General features: G+C 38.9%; 16 protein-coding genes. All 16 read left to right on the top strand.

Annotation, left to right across the window (positions count from 1 at the left end; all coding sequences use genetic code 11):
* Positions 1-254: 254 nt before the first annotated feature.
* The 16 genes from spoVE (at position 255) to V7077_RS00090 (ending at position 14,386) form a co-directional block, all read left to right on the top strand.
* The gene (spoVE, locus tag V7077_RS00165) at positions 255-1,319 is read left to right on the top strand and encodes a stage V sporulation protein E (RefSeq protein ID WP_420489595.1); all 1,065 of its coding nucleotides are present in this window, start codon (positions 255-257) and stop codon (positions 1,317-1,319) included.
* Between the two features lie 205 nt (positions 1,320-1,524).
* A complete protein-coding gene (gene murG / locus V7077_RS00160; protein WP_335497766.1) occupies positions 1,525-2,628 on the top strand; it encodes an undecaprenyldiphospho-muramoylpentapeptide beta-N-acetylglucosaminyltransferase in 1,104 nt (367 codons plus the stop codon).
* 60 nt (positions 2,629-2,688) lie between these two features.
* Entirely contained in the window at positions 2,689-3,594 is a 906-nt protein-coding gene (murB, locus tag V7077_RS00155) for a UDP-N-acetylmuramate dehydrogenase (RefSeq protein WP_335497764.1), read from the top strand.
* Between the two features lie 264 nt (positions 3,595-3,858).
* Positions 3,859-4,632, top strand: coding sequence for a cell division protein FtsQ/DivIB (locus tag V7077_RS00150; RefSeq protein WP_335497763.1), 774 nt, complete (start codon positions 3,859-3,861; stop codon positions 4,630-4,632).
* Positions 4,607-5,335, top strand: a complete 729-nt coding sequence (locus V7077_RS00145) for a DUF881 domain-containing protein (protein ID WP_420489593.1) — start codon at positions 4,607-4,609, stop codon at positions 5,333-5,335. Before V7077_RS00150 ends, V7077_RS00145 begins: the two co-directional genes overlap by 26 nt.
* Positions 5,336-5,377: 42 nt before the next feature.
* Positions 5,378-6,109, top strand: coding sequence for a DUF881 domain-containing protein (locus V7077_RS00140; RefSeq protein ID WP_335497857.1), 732 nt, complete (start codon positions 5,378-5,380; stop codon positions 6,107-6,109).
* Positions 6,109-6,471 carry a small basic family protein gene (locus V7077_RS00135; protein ID WP_215040709.1) on the top strand — a complete coding sequence of 121 codons (363 nt, stop codon included), beginning with the start codon at positions 6,109-6,111 and terminating at the stop codon, positions 6,469-6,471. Before V7077_RS00140 ends, V7077_RS00135 begins: the two co-directional genes overlap by 1 nt.
* A 123-nt stretch (positions 6,472-6,594) precedes the next feature.
* Positions 6,595-7,896 (top strand): cell division protein FtsA, encoded by a 1,302-nt coding sequence (gene ftsA / locus V7077_RS00130; RefSeq protein WP_335497760.1) that lies wholly within the window; start codon positions 6,595-6,597, stop codon positions 7,894-7,896.
* A gap of 34 nt (positions 7,897-7,930) precedes the next feature.
* Positions 7,931-9,064 (top strand): cell division protein FtsZ, encoded by a 1,134-nt coding sequence (ftsZ, locus tag V7077_RS00125; protein WP_335497758.1) that lies wholly within the window; start codon positions 7,931-7,933, stop codon positions 9,062-9,064.
* A 214-nt stretch (positions 9,065-9,278) separates the two neighbouring features.
* A complete protein-coding gene (gene spoIIGA / locus V7077_RS00120; protein ID WP_335497757.1) occupies positions 9,279-10,220 on the top strand; it encodes a sigma-E processing peptidase SpoIIGA in 942 nt (313 codons plus the stop codon).
* 45 nt (positions 10,221-10,265) lie between these two features.
* The gene (gene sigE, locus V7077_RS00115; protein ID WP_215040713.1) at positions 10,266-10,985 is read left to right on the top strand and encodes an RNA polymerase sporulation sigma factor SigE; all 720 of its coding nucleotides are present in this window, start codon (positions 10,266-10,268) and stop codon (positions 10,983-10,985) included.
* 208 nt (positions 10,986-11,193) lie between these two features.
* A complete protein-coding gene (gene sigG, locus V7077_RS00110; protein ID WP_215040714.1) occupies positions 11,194-11,973 on the top strand; it encodes an RNA polymerase sporulation sigma factor SigG in 780 nt (259 codons plus the stop codon).
* A gap of 89 nt (positions 11,974-12,062) precedes the next feature.
* Complete coding sequence (locus tag V7077_RS00105) at positions 12,063-12,332, top strand: YlmC/YmxH family sporulation protein (RefSeq protein WP_335497755.1); 270 nt, start codon at positions 12,063-12,065, stop codon at positions 12,330-12,332.
* Positions 12,333-12,400: 68 nt separating this feature from the next.
* Positions 12,401-13,216, top strand: a complete 816-nt coding sequence (pgeF, locus tag V7077_RS00100; RefSeq protein WP_420489594.1) for a peptidoglycan editing factor PgeF — start codon at positions 12,401-12,403, stop codon at positions 13,214-13,216.
* Between the two features lie 9 nt (positions 13,217-13,225).
* Positions 13,226-13,903, top strand: a complete 678-nt coding sequence (locus tag V7077_RS00095) for a YggS family pyridoxal phosphate-dependent enzyme (protein WP_335497751.1) — start codon at positions 13,226-13,228, stop codon at positions 13,901-13,903.
* Positions 13,904-13,915: 12 nt separating this feature from the next.
* Entirely contained in the window at positions 13,916-14,386 is a 471-nt protein-coding gene (locus V7077_RS00090; RefSeq protein ID WP_335497750.1) for a cell division protein SepF, read from the top strand.
* Position 14,387: the final 1 nt, after the last annotated feature.

Genomic DNA, 14,387 nt, shown 5'->3' with positions numbered 1-14,387 from the left:
GGAGCGCTTCGACTGAGATAAAGGAAACGGAAAAGCGGAAGCGCCTTGAACAGGCGCTGCAGCTAGACAAACGAAGAGCGGAAGCTTTTTCGTGTTGACTTATCGTAGGGAGAAGAGCGAAGGACACTAGCCGCTGGGCGCTGGAGCTAGACACTCATCTAGTTCAGCTAATAACTACTAGCGGAGCCCTAAAAACACGTGTTTTGAGGTGGATAGTGGTGCCGACAAAAAGAACAACTCCCGACTTTATCTTAATGATTGTAACATTCACACTGCTGGCAATCGGGCTCATCATGGTATACAGCGCTAGTGCCGTCTGGGCCGAATATAAATTCCAAGATTCCTTTTTCTTTGCAAAAAGGCAGACCCTCTTTGCCGGGGTGGGAATCGTTGCGATGTTTTTTATTATGAACATAAATTACTGGACGTGGAGAACTTATGCCAAAACAATCCTCATTGTTTGTTTTGTTCTGTTAGTACTCGTGTTAATTCCAGGTATCGGGAATGTTCGGAATGGTTCAAGAAGCTGGATTGGGGTAGGGGCATTTTCTATTCAGCCTTCCGAGTTTATGAAACTTGCTATGATCGCTTTTTTAGCAAAATATTTATCAGAACGCCAAAAATTCATTACCTCCTTTAAAAAGGGCCTTATGCCTTCTCTTGGTCTTGCCTTTGTTGCATTTGCTATGATTATGCTCCAGCCAGACTTAGGAACGGGAACGGTAATGATGGGGACTTGCGTGGTCATGATTTTTATTGCTGGCGCTCGAATCAGTCATTTTGCTTTTTTGGGTCTTCTGGGAGTAGCAGGGTTTATTGGATTAATTGCTTCTGCACCATATCGGATTAAACGGATCACCTCTTTCCTTGACCCTTGGTCGGATCCATTGGGGAGTGGATTTCAAATTATTCAATCCCTTTATGCAATTGGTCCGGGCGGGTTATTTGGCTTAGGACTCGGGGAGAGCAGGCAGAAGTTTTTTTACTTACCGGAACCGCAGACAGATTTTATCTTTGCGATCCTATCCGAAGAACTCGGCTTTATTGGCGGTTCGTTCATTTTACTTTTGTTTGCCCTTTTGTTATGGCGGGGCATTCGGATTGCCCTTGGTGCACCTGATCTATATGGAAGCTTCCTTGCTGTTGGAATTATTGCCATGGTGGCCATTCAAGTTATGATAAATATTGGGGTTGTTACCGGGCTAATGCCGGTTACAGGTATTACTCTGCCATTCTTAAGTTACGGAGGATCTTCATTAACATTAATGCTAATGGCGATTGGTGTTCTCCTGAATATCAGCCGATATTCACGCTTTTAAATTGAATTGATACCCTGTTCACTTGGCAGGGTTCTTTTTATGTTTTAATGGAAATTTAATAGGGGCAGCAGTTTAAGTCTATCTATAAATAGATAAAAATTAAGCCATTCTTTCTTTATTACAATTCAATAACATTATTTTTTCTGGCATATTTTCTTTTGTTTTTATAGTAGAATGTGTTTAGCAACTTTTTAGAGGTGAGAAAATGAAAGTAGTAGTAAGTGGCGGAGGGACTGGTGGACATATATATCCTGCTCTCGCACTCATTAGAGAAATTCAAAAAGAAAACAAAGAAACAGAGTTTTTATATATTGGAACAACGAATGGCTTAGAAAGTAAGCTTGTCCCAAGGGAAAATATTGAGTTTAAATCGATTCATATTACTGGTTTTAAAAGAAAACTATCGTTTGATAATGTAAAAACCATTATTAGATTTATAAAAGGTGTTCAGGATAGTAAGAGAATTCTAAAAGAGTTTCAACCCGATGTTGTGATTGGCACAGGTGGTTATGTGTGCGGTCCTGTTGTTTATGCTGCAAAAGGGCTTGGAATTCCAACTATTATTCACGAGCAGAATAGTGTACCAGGTTTAACCAATAAATTTTTAAGCCGATATGTAAACAAGATCGCTATTTGTTTTGAAGAGGCAAGGGAATATTTTCCTAATGAGAAAGTTATTTTTACGGGAAATCCTAGAGCTTCTGAGGTGCTTGGTAAGGATGGAATTAAGGGACGTTTATCAGCAGGACTTAGTGCCACCAAACCAGCCGTTCTAATTTTTGGCGGGAGCCGGGGGGCTCGGCCGATTAATGAAGCTGTTGTTAAGGCACTCGCTGAATTAGCAGAAAAACCATACCAAGTTCTCTATATTACGGGTGACGTCCATTATGAGGCTGTCCAAAAGGAAGTAGAGCTAGTGGGAAATCCCAAAAATGTGGTGATAAAGCCATTCATTCATAACATGCCAGAAGTGCTGGCTGGGATTGATTTGGTTGTGTCAAGAGCGGGAGCCACCACACTTGCCGAATTAACCTCATTAGGAATTCCAAGTATTCTAGTTCCAAGCCCCTATGTAACCAATAACCATCAAGAAAAAAATGCCAGATCTTTAAGTGATCATGGCGCAGCACAATTACTGCTAGAGAAGGATTTAAATAATAAAAGTCTTGTCTTCCAAATTGATCGAATTCTCTTAAACAGTGAACATTTAAAAGATATGAAAGCTAAAGCCAAAAAAATGGGCGTTCCTGATTCAGCCGGACGGCTTTATGAGGTAATGAAACAACTTGTAAAAACAAATCAAAAGTAGCCCAAATAAATTTCTTGCATAAACTGAAAAAAACGCATCTAGGAAAGTTAGGTGGTATAGATGGACACAATTTTAACAGAATTACAAAACTTAAATATTGGAAAAGTGAAGACAAATGAACCATTGTTAAATCATACGACAATAAAAATTGGTGGTCCTGCTGACCTTTTTATTGAACCTTCATCAGTTGATAACTTAAAAAAGGCTATGGCAGTTATTGAAAAGAATGGCCTTAAATGGCGAGCCATTGGCAGAGGGTCTAATCTGTTAGTTTCGGATAAAGGAATAGAAGGGGCGGTTATTAAGCTAGGTTCAGGTTTAGACCACCTCGAAATAAATGAAACTGAAATTACCGTCGGCGGTGGATACTCTCTTGTTAGTCTGGCTACTTCAATCAGTAAAAAAGGGCTTTCTGGCCTCGAATTTGCCAGCGGCATTCCTGGTTCTGTTGGCGGTGCAGTGTATATGAATGCTGGCGCACATGGTTCAGATATTAGCAAAATCTTAACGAAAGCTCATATTCTGTTTGATGATGGATCGATGGAATGGCTGTCGAATCAAGAGATGGAGTTTTCATATCGAACATCTATTCTTCAAAAGAAACGCCCTGGGATTGTTTTAGAGGCAGTTTTTAAACTTACCCAAGGTGACCGTGCAGCGATTGTTGCCCAAATGCAAAAAAACAAGGATTATCGGAAAGAAACACAGCCATGGAATTTTCCTTGTGCAGGCAGTATTTTCCGCAATCCCCTTCCAAATTATGCAGGTAAGTTAATTGAGGATGCTGACTTAAAGGGCTATAGCATCGGTGGGGCAAAAATATCAGAAATGCACGGAAATTTCATTGTGAATGCCGGCAATGCAACTGCGGAAGATGTCCTATCATTAATACAGTATGTAAAGGATACAATCTATCGTTTATATCAGGTTAAAATGGAAACAGAAGTTGAGATTATCGGTAGATAACCTTACTTTTACGGTAAGAAACTCCTTACGAATGACAAAAATTGTGTTATAATTACAAATAATAATAATACGTGGATACTAGCAAGAAAATCAGTGACGGCATGAATTTTCGTGCCGTTGTTTCTCTTTATAGTGGCCGTTAAGTAAAATGGACAAGCTTTGGGGCAACCGCTTAAAGTTTTAAGGTTTCATACATAATTTGTAAACTATAACTTACGCGCTCAAAATAGCGCTCACGCTTTTCTTTTGGAGGAGAGTTTAGGGATGGAAAATGGTAAAATCGTTGCTCTTGAGGATCGTATACCAAAACTGAAGGAGCAAAGACGACGAAAGGCAAACAGACGTCTTGTACTCCTGCTGATTTTGTTTTTTGCAGTAATAGTCGTTGTTGCCTATTCCCAATCTCCATTAAGTCATGTAAAACATATTATTGTGACAGGGAATGAAGTATATTCAGATCATGAAATCATTAAGGCGAGTGGTATTACAACGCAATCGAATATCTGGAAGGTAAAAAAAAGTAATGTTGCTTTAAAACTTGACCAATTATCAGAGATTAAAAAGGCAGAAGTTCAGATAAAATGGCCTAATTCTATTCAAATTCAAGTGAAAGAACATATTAGAGTTGCATATCTTAAAAACGGTAAAAACTACCTTCCCATTATGGAAAATGGTAAGATTTTAAAGGACAGAAAAACGGAAATAATCCCAGTTAATTCTCCGATTCTTTTCGAATTTAAGGAAGGTTCGGTTCTTAACCTAATGGTAAAAGAGTTAGAAAAACTTCCAATTGAAATTACAAACTCCATTTCTGAAATACATTATACTCCGAAAAAAACTGACCGGTATCATATTTCCTTATTTATGAATGATGGCTTTGAAGTCAGCGCAACGCTGAGAAGTTTTTCAGAAAAAATGGTCCATTATCCTTCGATTATTAGCCAATTAGATCCGACAAAGAAAGGATTAATTGACTTGGAAGTAGGTTCCTATTTTAAGGCTTTTGAATCGGATGGGGAGGGGAAAAACGTTGAATAAGATAAAGGTGAAAGGGAAGCACTTTATCTTGTCACTCGTTTGCTTGGTTTTGGGTTTTATGGTTGCTTTTTCGTATCACCTTACCCAAATAAAACTTCAAAATGAAAAACGGAATCTTTCAGGTACTCAATATGAAGAAACCCTAGGATTAAGAAACCAATTAATTGCTCAAGAGGAAACCAATCGCAAACTGCAAAAGGAATTAAATCAGAAGCAGGGCGAGGTCCTGAAAAATGAAAAAAATCTTTCTAAGGAGACCGAAAGTTTCCTTAATCTTGCAGAAGATGCAGAGAAATATCGGATGTTCCTTGGAAAAGTAAAGGTACGGGGCAAGGGTGTTAGAGTGACTCTTTCTGATGGAGCCTATGACCCAAAAGAAGACAATGTGAACAATTACCTTGTACATGAACAGCATGTTTTTAAAGTAATCACCGAATTGTATATCTCAGGGGCTGCAGCTGTAGCCATTAACGGACAGAGGCTGACAAGCCATTCCTATATTGTCTGTAATGGACCGGTTATTACAGTTGATGGAATGCCGTATCCAGCACCGTTTGTTATTACGGCGATAGGTGATCCGGATGTTCTTTCTTCTTCATTAAATCTTACAGGTGGAGTGAAGGATCAATTAGTAAATGACAATGTAGTTTTTTCGATGGAAAAGGAGGATGAAATCGTCCTTAATCCAATCTTAGGCAGCTAATTTGTGTCCACACGAAATGAAGGAGAAGGTCAGGTGAAAAAAGTGGACAAGCGGACGATCAATATAAGCTTTACCTTAGTAGCGACTTTGGTTGGATTTATGATCGCAATTCAGTTCCAAACAGTGAAGAAACCAGTAGAACGTGATACGCGGGATATATGGCAGCTTCGAGAGGCACTCCTAAAGGAAAAAGCACTACAATCTAATTTGCTGAGTGAGATACGTTCTAACGATGAAAAACTATCAGCCTATGAATCTAAGCGAAAACAAAGTAAGGAACAAGCGTTAAATGATACATTACATGAGTTAAAAGGGGAGGCAGGGTTAACGGAAATCACCGGTCCTGGAATCAGCCTCATGATTGAACCGGTGATGGAAGATGTCCGGCTTGGAGCCCCAGTGAAAGATTCGGTTTCGCCTGAGCTTTTAAAAAGGTTATTAAACGAACTGAATATGTATGAAGCAAAATATGTAGCAATAGATGGTCAAAGGATCATTAATACCACTGTAATTAGAGATATAAATGGAGAAACAAAAATTGATGGGCATACCATAAAAGGACTGCCAATTGAGATAAATATAGGCGTAGATGATATGAATACTGCGGAAAATTTATCAAACCGAATGAAGGTATCAAAAGCCAGGGATGAATTTTTTACTGAAAGCTTACGACTTGAAGTTTCGGCATCAAAACCCGACATTACGATACCTGCCTATGATAATTCGATCCGGGTAAAGTATATGGAGCCGATTAAAGAAGGAGGCGGTTCCTGATGTGGCTTCCGTTTATGGGACTTGTAATTGGTATCATTCTTGGATTACTAACGGAACTTCGAATCCCTGAGGAGTATTCCAATTATTTGTCGATTGCTATTTTGGCAGCTTTTGACACACTTTTTGGAGGAATTAGAGCATACCTGCAAAATATTTATGATGAAAAGGTGTTTGTATCAGGATTCTTTTTTAATATTGTTCTGGCAGCAAGTTTAGCTTTTCTCGGTGTTCATCTTGGTGTAGACTTGTATTTAGCAGCCGTTTTTGCGTTTGGTGTCAGATTGTTTCAAAATATTGCCGTGATACGGAGAATATTATTGACAAAATGGTCAACAAACAAAGAAAAAATAGAAAAAAGTTGAATTTTTTAAAGGGAAATATGTAGTTGTGACGAATAATTTTATAAGATATGACTATGAAACTAGTATAGGTCGAAAAATGAAATTGTTGTTCTTCCCAAGGAGATTAAAAGGAGGTGCCATAGAATGAACAGCAATGAAATATATGTTAGTCTTGACATCGGTACATCCAGTGTAAAAGTAATCATTGGTGAAATGGTCAATGACTCTGGAAAAGACACGTTAAACATAATTGGTGTTGGAAATGTGAAATCAGAAGGTTTGCGTAAAGGGTCGATTGTTGACATGGATGATACCGTTCATTCTATTAAGCGGGCAATTGAGCAGGCAGAGAGAATGATCGGAATGGAAATCCGCGAAGTAGTGGTCGGTATATCAGGCAGAGACATCATGCTGCATAACTGTCACGGTATTGTAGCTGTATCAAGCCAAAACCGGGAAATAACTAATGAGGATGTTATTCGTGTAATTGAGGCATCTCACGTTGGTTCTATACCACCGGAAAGAGAAAACATTGGCGTTATTCGTAAACAATTTATTCTTGATGGTAAGGATGAAATTAATGATCCTCGCGGGATGATTGGTGTTCGTCTAGAAATGGAAGGAACGCTGATAACTGGTTCTAAATCGATAATCATCAACACTTTACGCTGTGTGGAACGTGCAGGCCTAGAAATTTTAGATATTATCCTGCAGCCATTGGCAGCAGGAGATTTTGCCTTATCAAGGGATGAGAAGAATCTGGGTGTTGCCATGATCGATATCGGCGGAGGGTCCACTACGATTGCTGTGTTCGAAGAAGGATTCTTAAAAGCAACCAGTGTGATTCCAGTTGGCGGAGATCTGCTTACAAATGATCTTTCTAAAGTTTTGCATACCTCAACAGAGGATGCTGAAAATATTAAGATAAAATATGGACATGCCTTCTATGATAATGCCTCGGAAGATGAATTCTTCAGCGTACCAATCATCGGAAGTGACCAGCATCAGCAATTTAACCAACTCTATGTGTCTGAAATTATTGAAGCTAGAATGGAAGAAATTTTTGAACTGATCGCAAATGAATTGAAACGTATGGGTGTAATGGATTTACCTGGTGGTTTTGTCTTAACAGGCGGATCAGCAAAAATGCAAGGTTTGTTGGAGCTTGCTCAAGATATGTTCCAAAATCCAGTCCGTATTGCCTCACCTGACTATATAGGTGTAAGAGAACCTCAATATACAACAGCGGTTGGCTTAATTAAGTATGCTTACAAGAATGCTAGATTACCTGGAGGAACCAATGGATCAACCTCTGCGGTGTCGGTTTCGGAGCCAATCGAAAAAAGAATACCAAAACAACATCAACCTAAAACTAAGGTAGAAAAACAACCTGAAGAAAAAATGTCATCAAAAGTAAAAAAATTCCTTGGTTACTTTTTTGAATAAGAAAAAGTAGATCAACGAATTAGGAGGATTTGTCATGTTAGAATTTGATACAAATTTAGATTCTCTTGCAACAATAAAAGTAATTGGAGTTGGCGGCGGAGGCAATAACGCAGTAAATCGAATGATTGAACATGGAGTTCAAGGCGTAGAATTTATCGCCGTTAATACAGATGCACAGGCCTTAAATCTATCAAAAGCAGAAGTTAAAATGCAGATTGGTGCCAAACTTACCCGCGGTCTGGGAGCAGGTGCTAATCCAGAGGTAGGTAAAAAGGCTGCAGAAGAAAGCAAAGAACAAATTGAAGAGGCGCTTAGAGGGGCCGATATGGTCTTTGTAACAGCTGGGATGGGCGGAGGAACTGGTACTGGTGCAGCTCCAGTTATTGCGCAAATCGCCCGCGATTTAGGTGCCTTAACGGTAGGTGTTGTCACACGACCATTTACCTTCGAAGGTAAAAAGCGTTCGAACCAGGCATCAGGCGGTATTGGGGCAATGAAAGAAGCAGTTGATACACTCATTGTGATTCCAAATGATCGTCTCCTTGAAATAGTTGATAAAAGTACGCCTATGCTTGAAGCATTCCGTGAAGCAGATAATGTATTGCGTCAAGGGGTTCAGGGTATCTCTGATTTAATTGCTACACCAGGATTAATTAACTTGGACTTCGCTGACGTAAAAACGATTATGTCTAATAAAGGTTCTGCTTTAATGGGTATCGGAGTTGCTGCCGGTGAAAATCGTGCAACTGAAGCTGCTAAAAAGGCAATCAATTCTCCTCTTCTAGAGACATCTATCGATGGTGCTCAAGGTGTACTAATGAATATTACCGGTGGATCTAACTTAAGCCTTTATGAGGTTCAAGAAGCAGCCGATATCGTTGCTACAGCAACCGATCAAGAAGTAAATATGATTTTCGGTTCTGTTATCAATGAAACATTAAAAGACGAAATTATTGTTACAGTTATTGCAACGGGCTTTAATGAAGAAGTAGCTCAGCCAAAAGTTACAAGACCATCTTTTGGACAAGTGAAAACGACTGTCAACCCTGTTAAGAGAGAACACAAACGTGAAGAAGCTCCACAGGAACCAGTCCGTAATACCAATGTTTCTCAAGAGGATGCACTAGATATCCCAACATTCTTACGTAATCGCAATAGAAGAAGATAATTTTTTAAAATGAAAGAGGCGCAGTCCACTAGGGACTGCGCCTTTTTCATATTTTCAACTATATAAATATGACAAATTCCGTTTGCTTTTGTGAAAATTTCTGATTTTTTGATTACAGAAAGTGACACACTTCCGCTAGTAAAGTACGTTATACTTTTTCGTAAACAGAAGAATAGAATCATGAGCCAATAGCTGAATTAAGGAGGAAGCTGGCTTGACAGTTTATCTTGATGTAATTTGGGCTCTTAATTTGTTATTCGATAGCCTTCTCCTGTACTTAACGGCTATATTTCTTAAAAGAAGAATACAAATCTGGAGATTACTTGCCGGTGGATTTATAGGTTCATTGATTATTTTATTATCGTTTACACCACTAAATGCCTATACCAGCCATCCTATCTCAAAACTTATTTGCTCAATGTTGATGGTACTATGCACTTTTGGATTTAAACGGTTAACCTTTTTCTTTAAGGCCTTAATGACGCTCTATGTTTCTACTTTTTTGATTGGCGGAGGCTTAATGGGTGCCCATTATTTCATTCAATCCGATTTAGAGCTGTCCGTAAAGGTTCTATCTTCAAGTGTGAAGGGATTTGGTGACCCAATTAGCTGGCTGTTTGTACTGATTGGCTTTCCGCTGGCCTGGCACTTCGCAAGAAAAAATGTAGAAGGTATGGAAATGACAAAAATCCAATTTGATCAAATTGTCAGTGTTCAACTCCATATCGCCGACGAAAGGATGCATTTCAAGGGATTGGTTGATAGTGGAAATCAACTGTATGATCCGTTGTCTAAACTCCCTGTTATGATTGTTTCTCTAATAAACCAAAGGGAAGCTGTTCCAGAATCCATTAGCAGGCTGGCAGCGGCCGATCCAGAACAGTTCATAATAGGAAGTCAGGATTTGCCTAATGATTGGCAGAATAGGCTAAGAATCATTCCGTGCCGAGTCGTTGGACAAGAGCACCAGCTGATTGTTGCCATTAAACCCGATCTCATTTTAATCGAACATAACGGTGATCAATATGTATGTGAAAAGGGTCTTGTTTCGTTTACGATGCAGCAGCTCTCGGCTGATGATGCCTTCCAATGTATTGTTCATCCCAAAATGCTGACGGGACCTAAGCAGCAAGGAGGGACTGTGAAGGTAAGTTAATATAACTATACTCAATCAGAACATTTTTTAGAAGGAGGAACATACATGAAAAAATGGAGATTTCGCTTAACTTACTATTGGTATAAATTATTACTAAAACTAGGACTTAAAACAGATGAAGTTTATTACATCGGCGGAAGCGAAGCATTACCACCTCCTTTGAGTAAGGACGAAGAAGAGGTTTTGTTGAAAAAGCTCCCTGGTGGTGATAAGGCTGCAAGATCAATCCTAATTGAACGAAATCTACGTCTCGTTGTGTACATTGCGAGAAAATTTGAGAATACAGGCATCAATATTGAGGATCTGATTAGTATTGGAACAATTGGATTGATCAAAGCAGTCAATACGTTTAATCCTGAAAAGAAAATAAAACTAGCTACATATGCATCACGATGCATTGAAAATGAAATTCTAATGTACTTAAGACGGAATAACAAAATAAGATCAGAAGTATCGTTTGATGAACCGCTGAACATCGATTGGGATGGTAACGAGCTGCTCTTATCAGATGTTTTAGGAACAGACGATGATATTATTACAAAAGATTTAGAGGCAAGTGTTGATCGGAAACTGCTGACAAAAGCATTACATCAGCTTACTGACCGTGAAAAGCAAATTATGGAGCTAAGGTTTGGCTTGACAAATGGAGAAGAAAAAACCCAGAAAGATGTTGCCGATATGCTTGGGATATCTCAATCCTATATTTCCAGACTGGAAAAAAGAATTATCAAAAGATTGCGGAAAGAATTCAATAAAATGGTTTAGGAACGGACAGGAGTTGGAACAGACTAATTACTATAAATTTTTAACTATAAAAGAAAAATTTTTCCATTCCAAAAACCTATTCAATTCGTGATGTCACCGCATTTTTCGACATTTATGCACCTGCCAGATTATAAGGACAGGTGCATATTTTTCCTTCTCGGGGAGATACTGTTTTTTGTACAGCAGCTCCTGTGAGGAGGGAAAAGGATTGACTCGAAATAAAGTTGAAATTTGCGGTGTAGACACATCAAAACTTCCTGTTTTAAAGAACGAAGAAATGAGAATACTCTTCAAGCAAATGCAAGAGGGCGATATAAGTGCTCGTGAAAAGCTTGTCAACGGTAATTTACGTCTTGTCCTTAGCGTCATTCAGCGGTTTAACAATCGTGGCGAGTTTGTTGATGATTTATTTCAGGTTGGCTGTATTGGACTCATGAAATCAATTGATAACTTCGATTTAGGTCAAAACGTAAAGTTTTCCACTTATGCCGTACCTATGATCATAGGAGAAATTCGAAGGTATTTGCGTGATAATAATCCAATTCGTGTGTCGCGTTCCTTACGAGATATTGCCTATAAGGCGCTACAGGTGAGGGAACGATTGATGAGCGAGACCTCACGTGAACCAACTGCAGAAGAAATTGCAAAGGTCTTGGAAGTACCGCATGAGGAAATCGTTTTTGCATTGGATGCAATCCAAGATCCGGTCTCCTTATTTGAACCCATCTATAATGATGGCGGTGACCCTATTTATGTAATGGACCAGCTAAGTGATGAAAAAAATAAAGATATTAATTGGATTGAAGAAATTGCCCTTAAGGAGGGCATGCGAAGACTTAACGAACGAGAAAAGCTGATTCTTAGAAAGCGATTCTTCCAAGGGAAAACACAAATGGAAGTCGCAGATGAAATTGGTATTTCACAAGCCCAAGTTTCACGTCTTGAGAAAGCAGCAATTAGACAAATGAACAAAAATATTCAAAGCTAAAGCTGTCCAACCGGACAGCTTTATTTTTTATAGATAAAATAGCCTGTGCCCACATATAGTGATAATAGTATGGGAGCGGGAGTGGTGATGTGGTGAAAATTTCGGAATTCCAAATAAAAGATGTCGTAAATGTATCTGATGGTAAAAGGCTGGGGAATATTGGGGATATTGAGATTAATTTAACAACCGGGAAAATTGAGGCAGTGATTATTTCTGGAGGCGGCAGAGTTCTTGGTTTCTTTGGTAAAGATGAAGATATCATCATTCCGTGGAAAAATATCCTTAAAATAGGACATGACGTCATTTTGGTTAGATATAAGGGCAGCAATGAATTGATAGGGGAGCAGACAGAAGTTTAAATCTTTCATATGCGGTGACCAAAATTTCTTTTCATGGTAAACTATAGAAAAACAAAAGAGGTAATATGATGGAACCCTTTGTTAAAAATAATCATTCCTATTTATCAATTGATAGTTGGATGAGACGGTTCCCGAAATTGACGGCCGGCTTCACAACGAAAAATGGCGGGACGAGCAAGGGATACTTTAAAACCCTGAACCTAGGATTTCATGTTGGTGATGATGTAACCGTTGTAAGTTCAAATAGAGAAAAAGTCTCTGAATTGCTGAATTTTCCGTTAAGCAGCTGGGTTGGTGCTGAACAAACACACGATACGATCCTCAAGAAAATAACAAAAAGTGATCGTGGAATTGGATCCGATTCATACGAAAATGCCTTTAAAGGTACTGATGGATTTTATACGGATGAAGAGGGTATCCTGTTAACACTTTGTTTTGCTGACTGTGTCCCTCTTTTTTTTATTGCCCCAGAGAGAAGGATGATTGGTATCGCTCACGCGGGCTGGAAAGGAAGCGTTGGTCAAATCGCCAAGAAAATGATAGACTCATGGGGTCAAGAGGGGATTAGGCCAGATAAAATTTATGTCGCAATTGGACCTTCCATTTGCGAAAATTGTTATATGGTTGATCAACATGTTATAAACTTTGTAGAAAAATCACTAGTAGAAGGCGCGGCATTCACCTATAATTTAATTAGTGAAGGGCAATATTCCCTTAATCTACAGGAACTAAATAAACAAATTCTTCTTGCATCTGGTGTTCCAGAGCAAAATATTCTTCAAACAGGCTTATGTTCTAGCTGCGATCATGAGGAATTTTTTTCTCATCGCCGTGATAAAGGCAGAACAGGAAGAATGATGAGTTTTATTGGCTGGAAGGAGTAATTATTCACAATGAAAGTAGCTGAAAACCTAAAGCGCATTAACCTGCAAATAAATGAGGCTTGCCATAAAGTGAATCGAAGCAGTGAAGAGGTAACGTTGATTGCGGTGACAAAATACGTCAGCATTGAACGTGCCGAAGAAGCACTGGGGGCAGGTATTCGTCATCTTGGTGAAAACCGTGATGACAGTCTTTTAGAAAAGTGGGAAGTATTACAGGACAAGCCTACATGGCATTATATTGGATCATTGCAAACACGAAAAGTTAAAAATATTATTGATAAAGTTGACTATATTCATTCTTTGGACCGCTTATCACTTGCAGAAGAAATAAATAAGCGTGCAAACCATCAAGTGAGATGTCTTGTTCAAGTCAATGTTTCTGGTGAAGCATCGAAACACGGCCTTTCTTTAGTTGAAGCTATTCCTTTTATCAAAGCACTTTCTGGTTACGAACACATTGTGGTGGATGGACTTATGACAATGGCTCCATTAACTGATGATGAGAAAATTCTTCGGGATTGTTTTCGGAAATTAAGAGAGCTTCGCGATCAAGTTCAGAGCCTGCAGTTAAATTTTGCACCATGTGAAAATCTTTCAATGGGAATGTCCAATGATTTTGCCATCGCTATTGAAGAAGGGGCGACCATGATTAGAATTGGTACGGCACTTGTCGGTGAAGACGGTTAAGGAGAGAAGAAAATGACGATTAAATCAAAATTAAAAACATTTTTCTTTTTAGATGATGAATATGATAATAACGATGAAGAATTTGTAGAGAAGACCGTTCCAGTTAAACAAAAACAACAGCCTGTTAAAAGTCAAAACGTTGTTAGTTTTCAAAGTATCCCAAAGCCTGCCGGTTCGAATAATGCAACAAATACCACAAAATCCTCAAAGGTAATCATACTGGAGCCAATAACATATTCAGAATCAACAGAGATTGCCGATCATTTGAAAAATCGTCGCGCTGTGGTCGTTAACCTGCAAAGTATTGACCAGACCGAAGGCCGTCAGATCGTAGATTTCTTAAGTGGGGTCGTCTACGCGATAGGGGGAGACATTCAAAAAATCGGCTCAAGTATTTTTTTATGTACTCCTGATAATGTAGAAGTCACTGGGAATATTACAGATTTCCTACCTGAACACCATAACCCTAATACAAGGTGGTAAT

This window comes from Neobacillus vireti, assembly GCF_036962465.1.
GTDB classification, from domain to species: Bacteria; Bacillota; Bacilli; order Bacillales; family Cytobacillaceae; genus Neobacillus; species Neobacillus vireti_B.
Note: the sequence above shows the minus strand (reverse complement) of the source record. Positions and strands in the feature narration are given on the sequence as shown.

Bases quoted from the DNA above. Each gene is read 5' to 3' on its own strand.
- spoVE (WP_420489595.1), top strand. From the start codon at position 255: ATGATTGTAACATTCACACTGCTGGCAATCGGGCTCATCATGGTATAC.
- murG (WP_335497766.1), top strand. From the start codon at position 1,525: ATGAAAGTAGTAGTAAGTGGCGGAGGGACTGGTGGACATATATATCCT.
- murB (WP_335497764.1), top strand. From the start codon at position 2,689: ATGGACACAATTTTAACAGAATTACAAAACTTAAATATTGGAAAAGTG.
- V7077_RS00150 (WP_335497763.1), top strand. From the start codon at position 3,859: ATGGAAAATGGTAAAATCGTTGCTCTTGAGGATCGTATACCAAAACTG.
- V7077_RS00145 (WP_420489593.1), top strand. From the start codon at position 4,607: ATGGGGAGGGGAAAAACGTTGAATAAGATAAAGGTGAAAGGGAAGCAC.
- V7077_RS00135 (WP_215040709.1), top strand. From the start codon at position 6,109: ATGTGGCTTCCGTTTATGGGACTTGTAATTGGTATCATTCTTGGATTA.
- ftsA (WP_335497760.1), top strand. From the start codon at position 6,595: ATGAACAGCAATGAAATATATGTTAGTCTTGACATCGGTACATCCAGT.
- ftsZ (WP_335497758.1), top strand. From the start codon at position 7,931: ATGTTAGAATTTGATACAAATTTAGATTCTCTTGCAACAATAAAAGTA.
- sigE (WP_215040713.1), top strand. From the start codon at position 10,266: ATGAAAAAATGGAGATTTCGCTTAACTTACTATTGGTATAAATTATTA.
- pgeF (WP_420489594.1), top strand. From the start codon at position 12,401: ATGGAACCCTTTGTTAAAAATAATCATTCCTATTTATCAATTGATAGT.
- V7077_RS00095 (WP_335497751.1), top strand. From the start codon at position 13,226: ATGAAAGTAGCTGAAAACCTAAAGCGCATTAACCTGCAAATAAATGAG.
- V7077_RS00090 (WP_335497750.1), top strand. From the start codon at position 13,916: ATGACGATTAAATCAAAATTAAAAACATTTTTCTTTTTAGATGATGAA.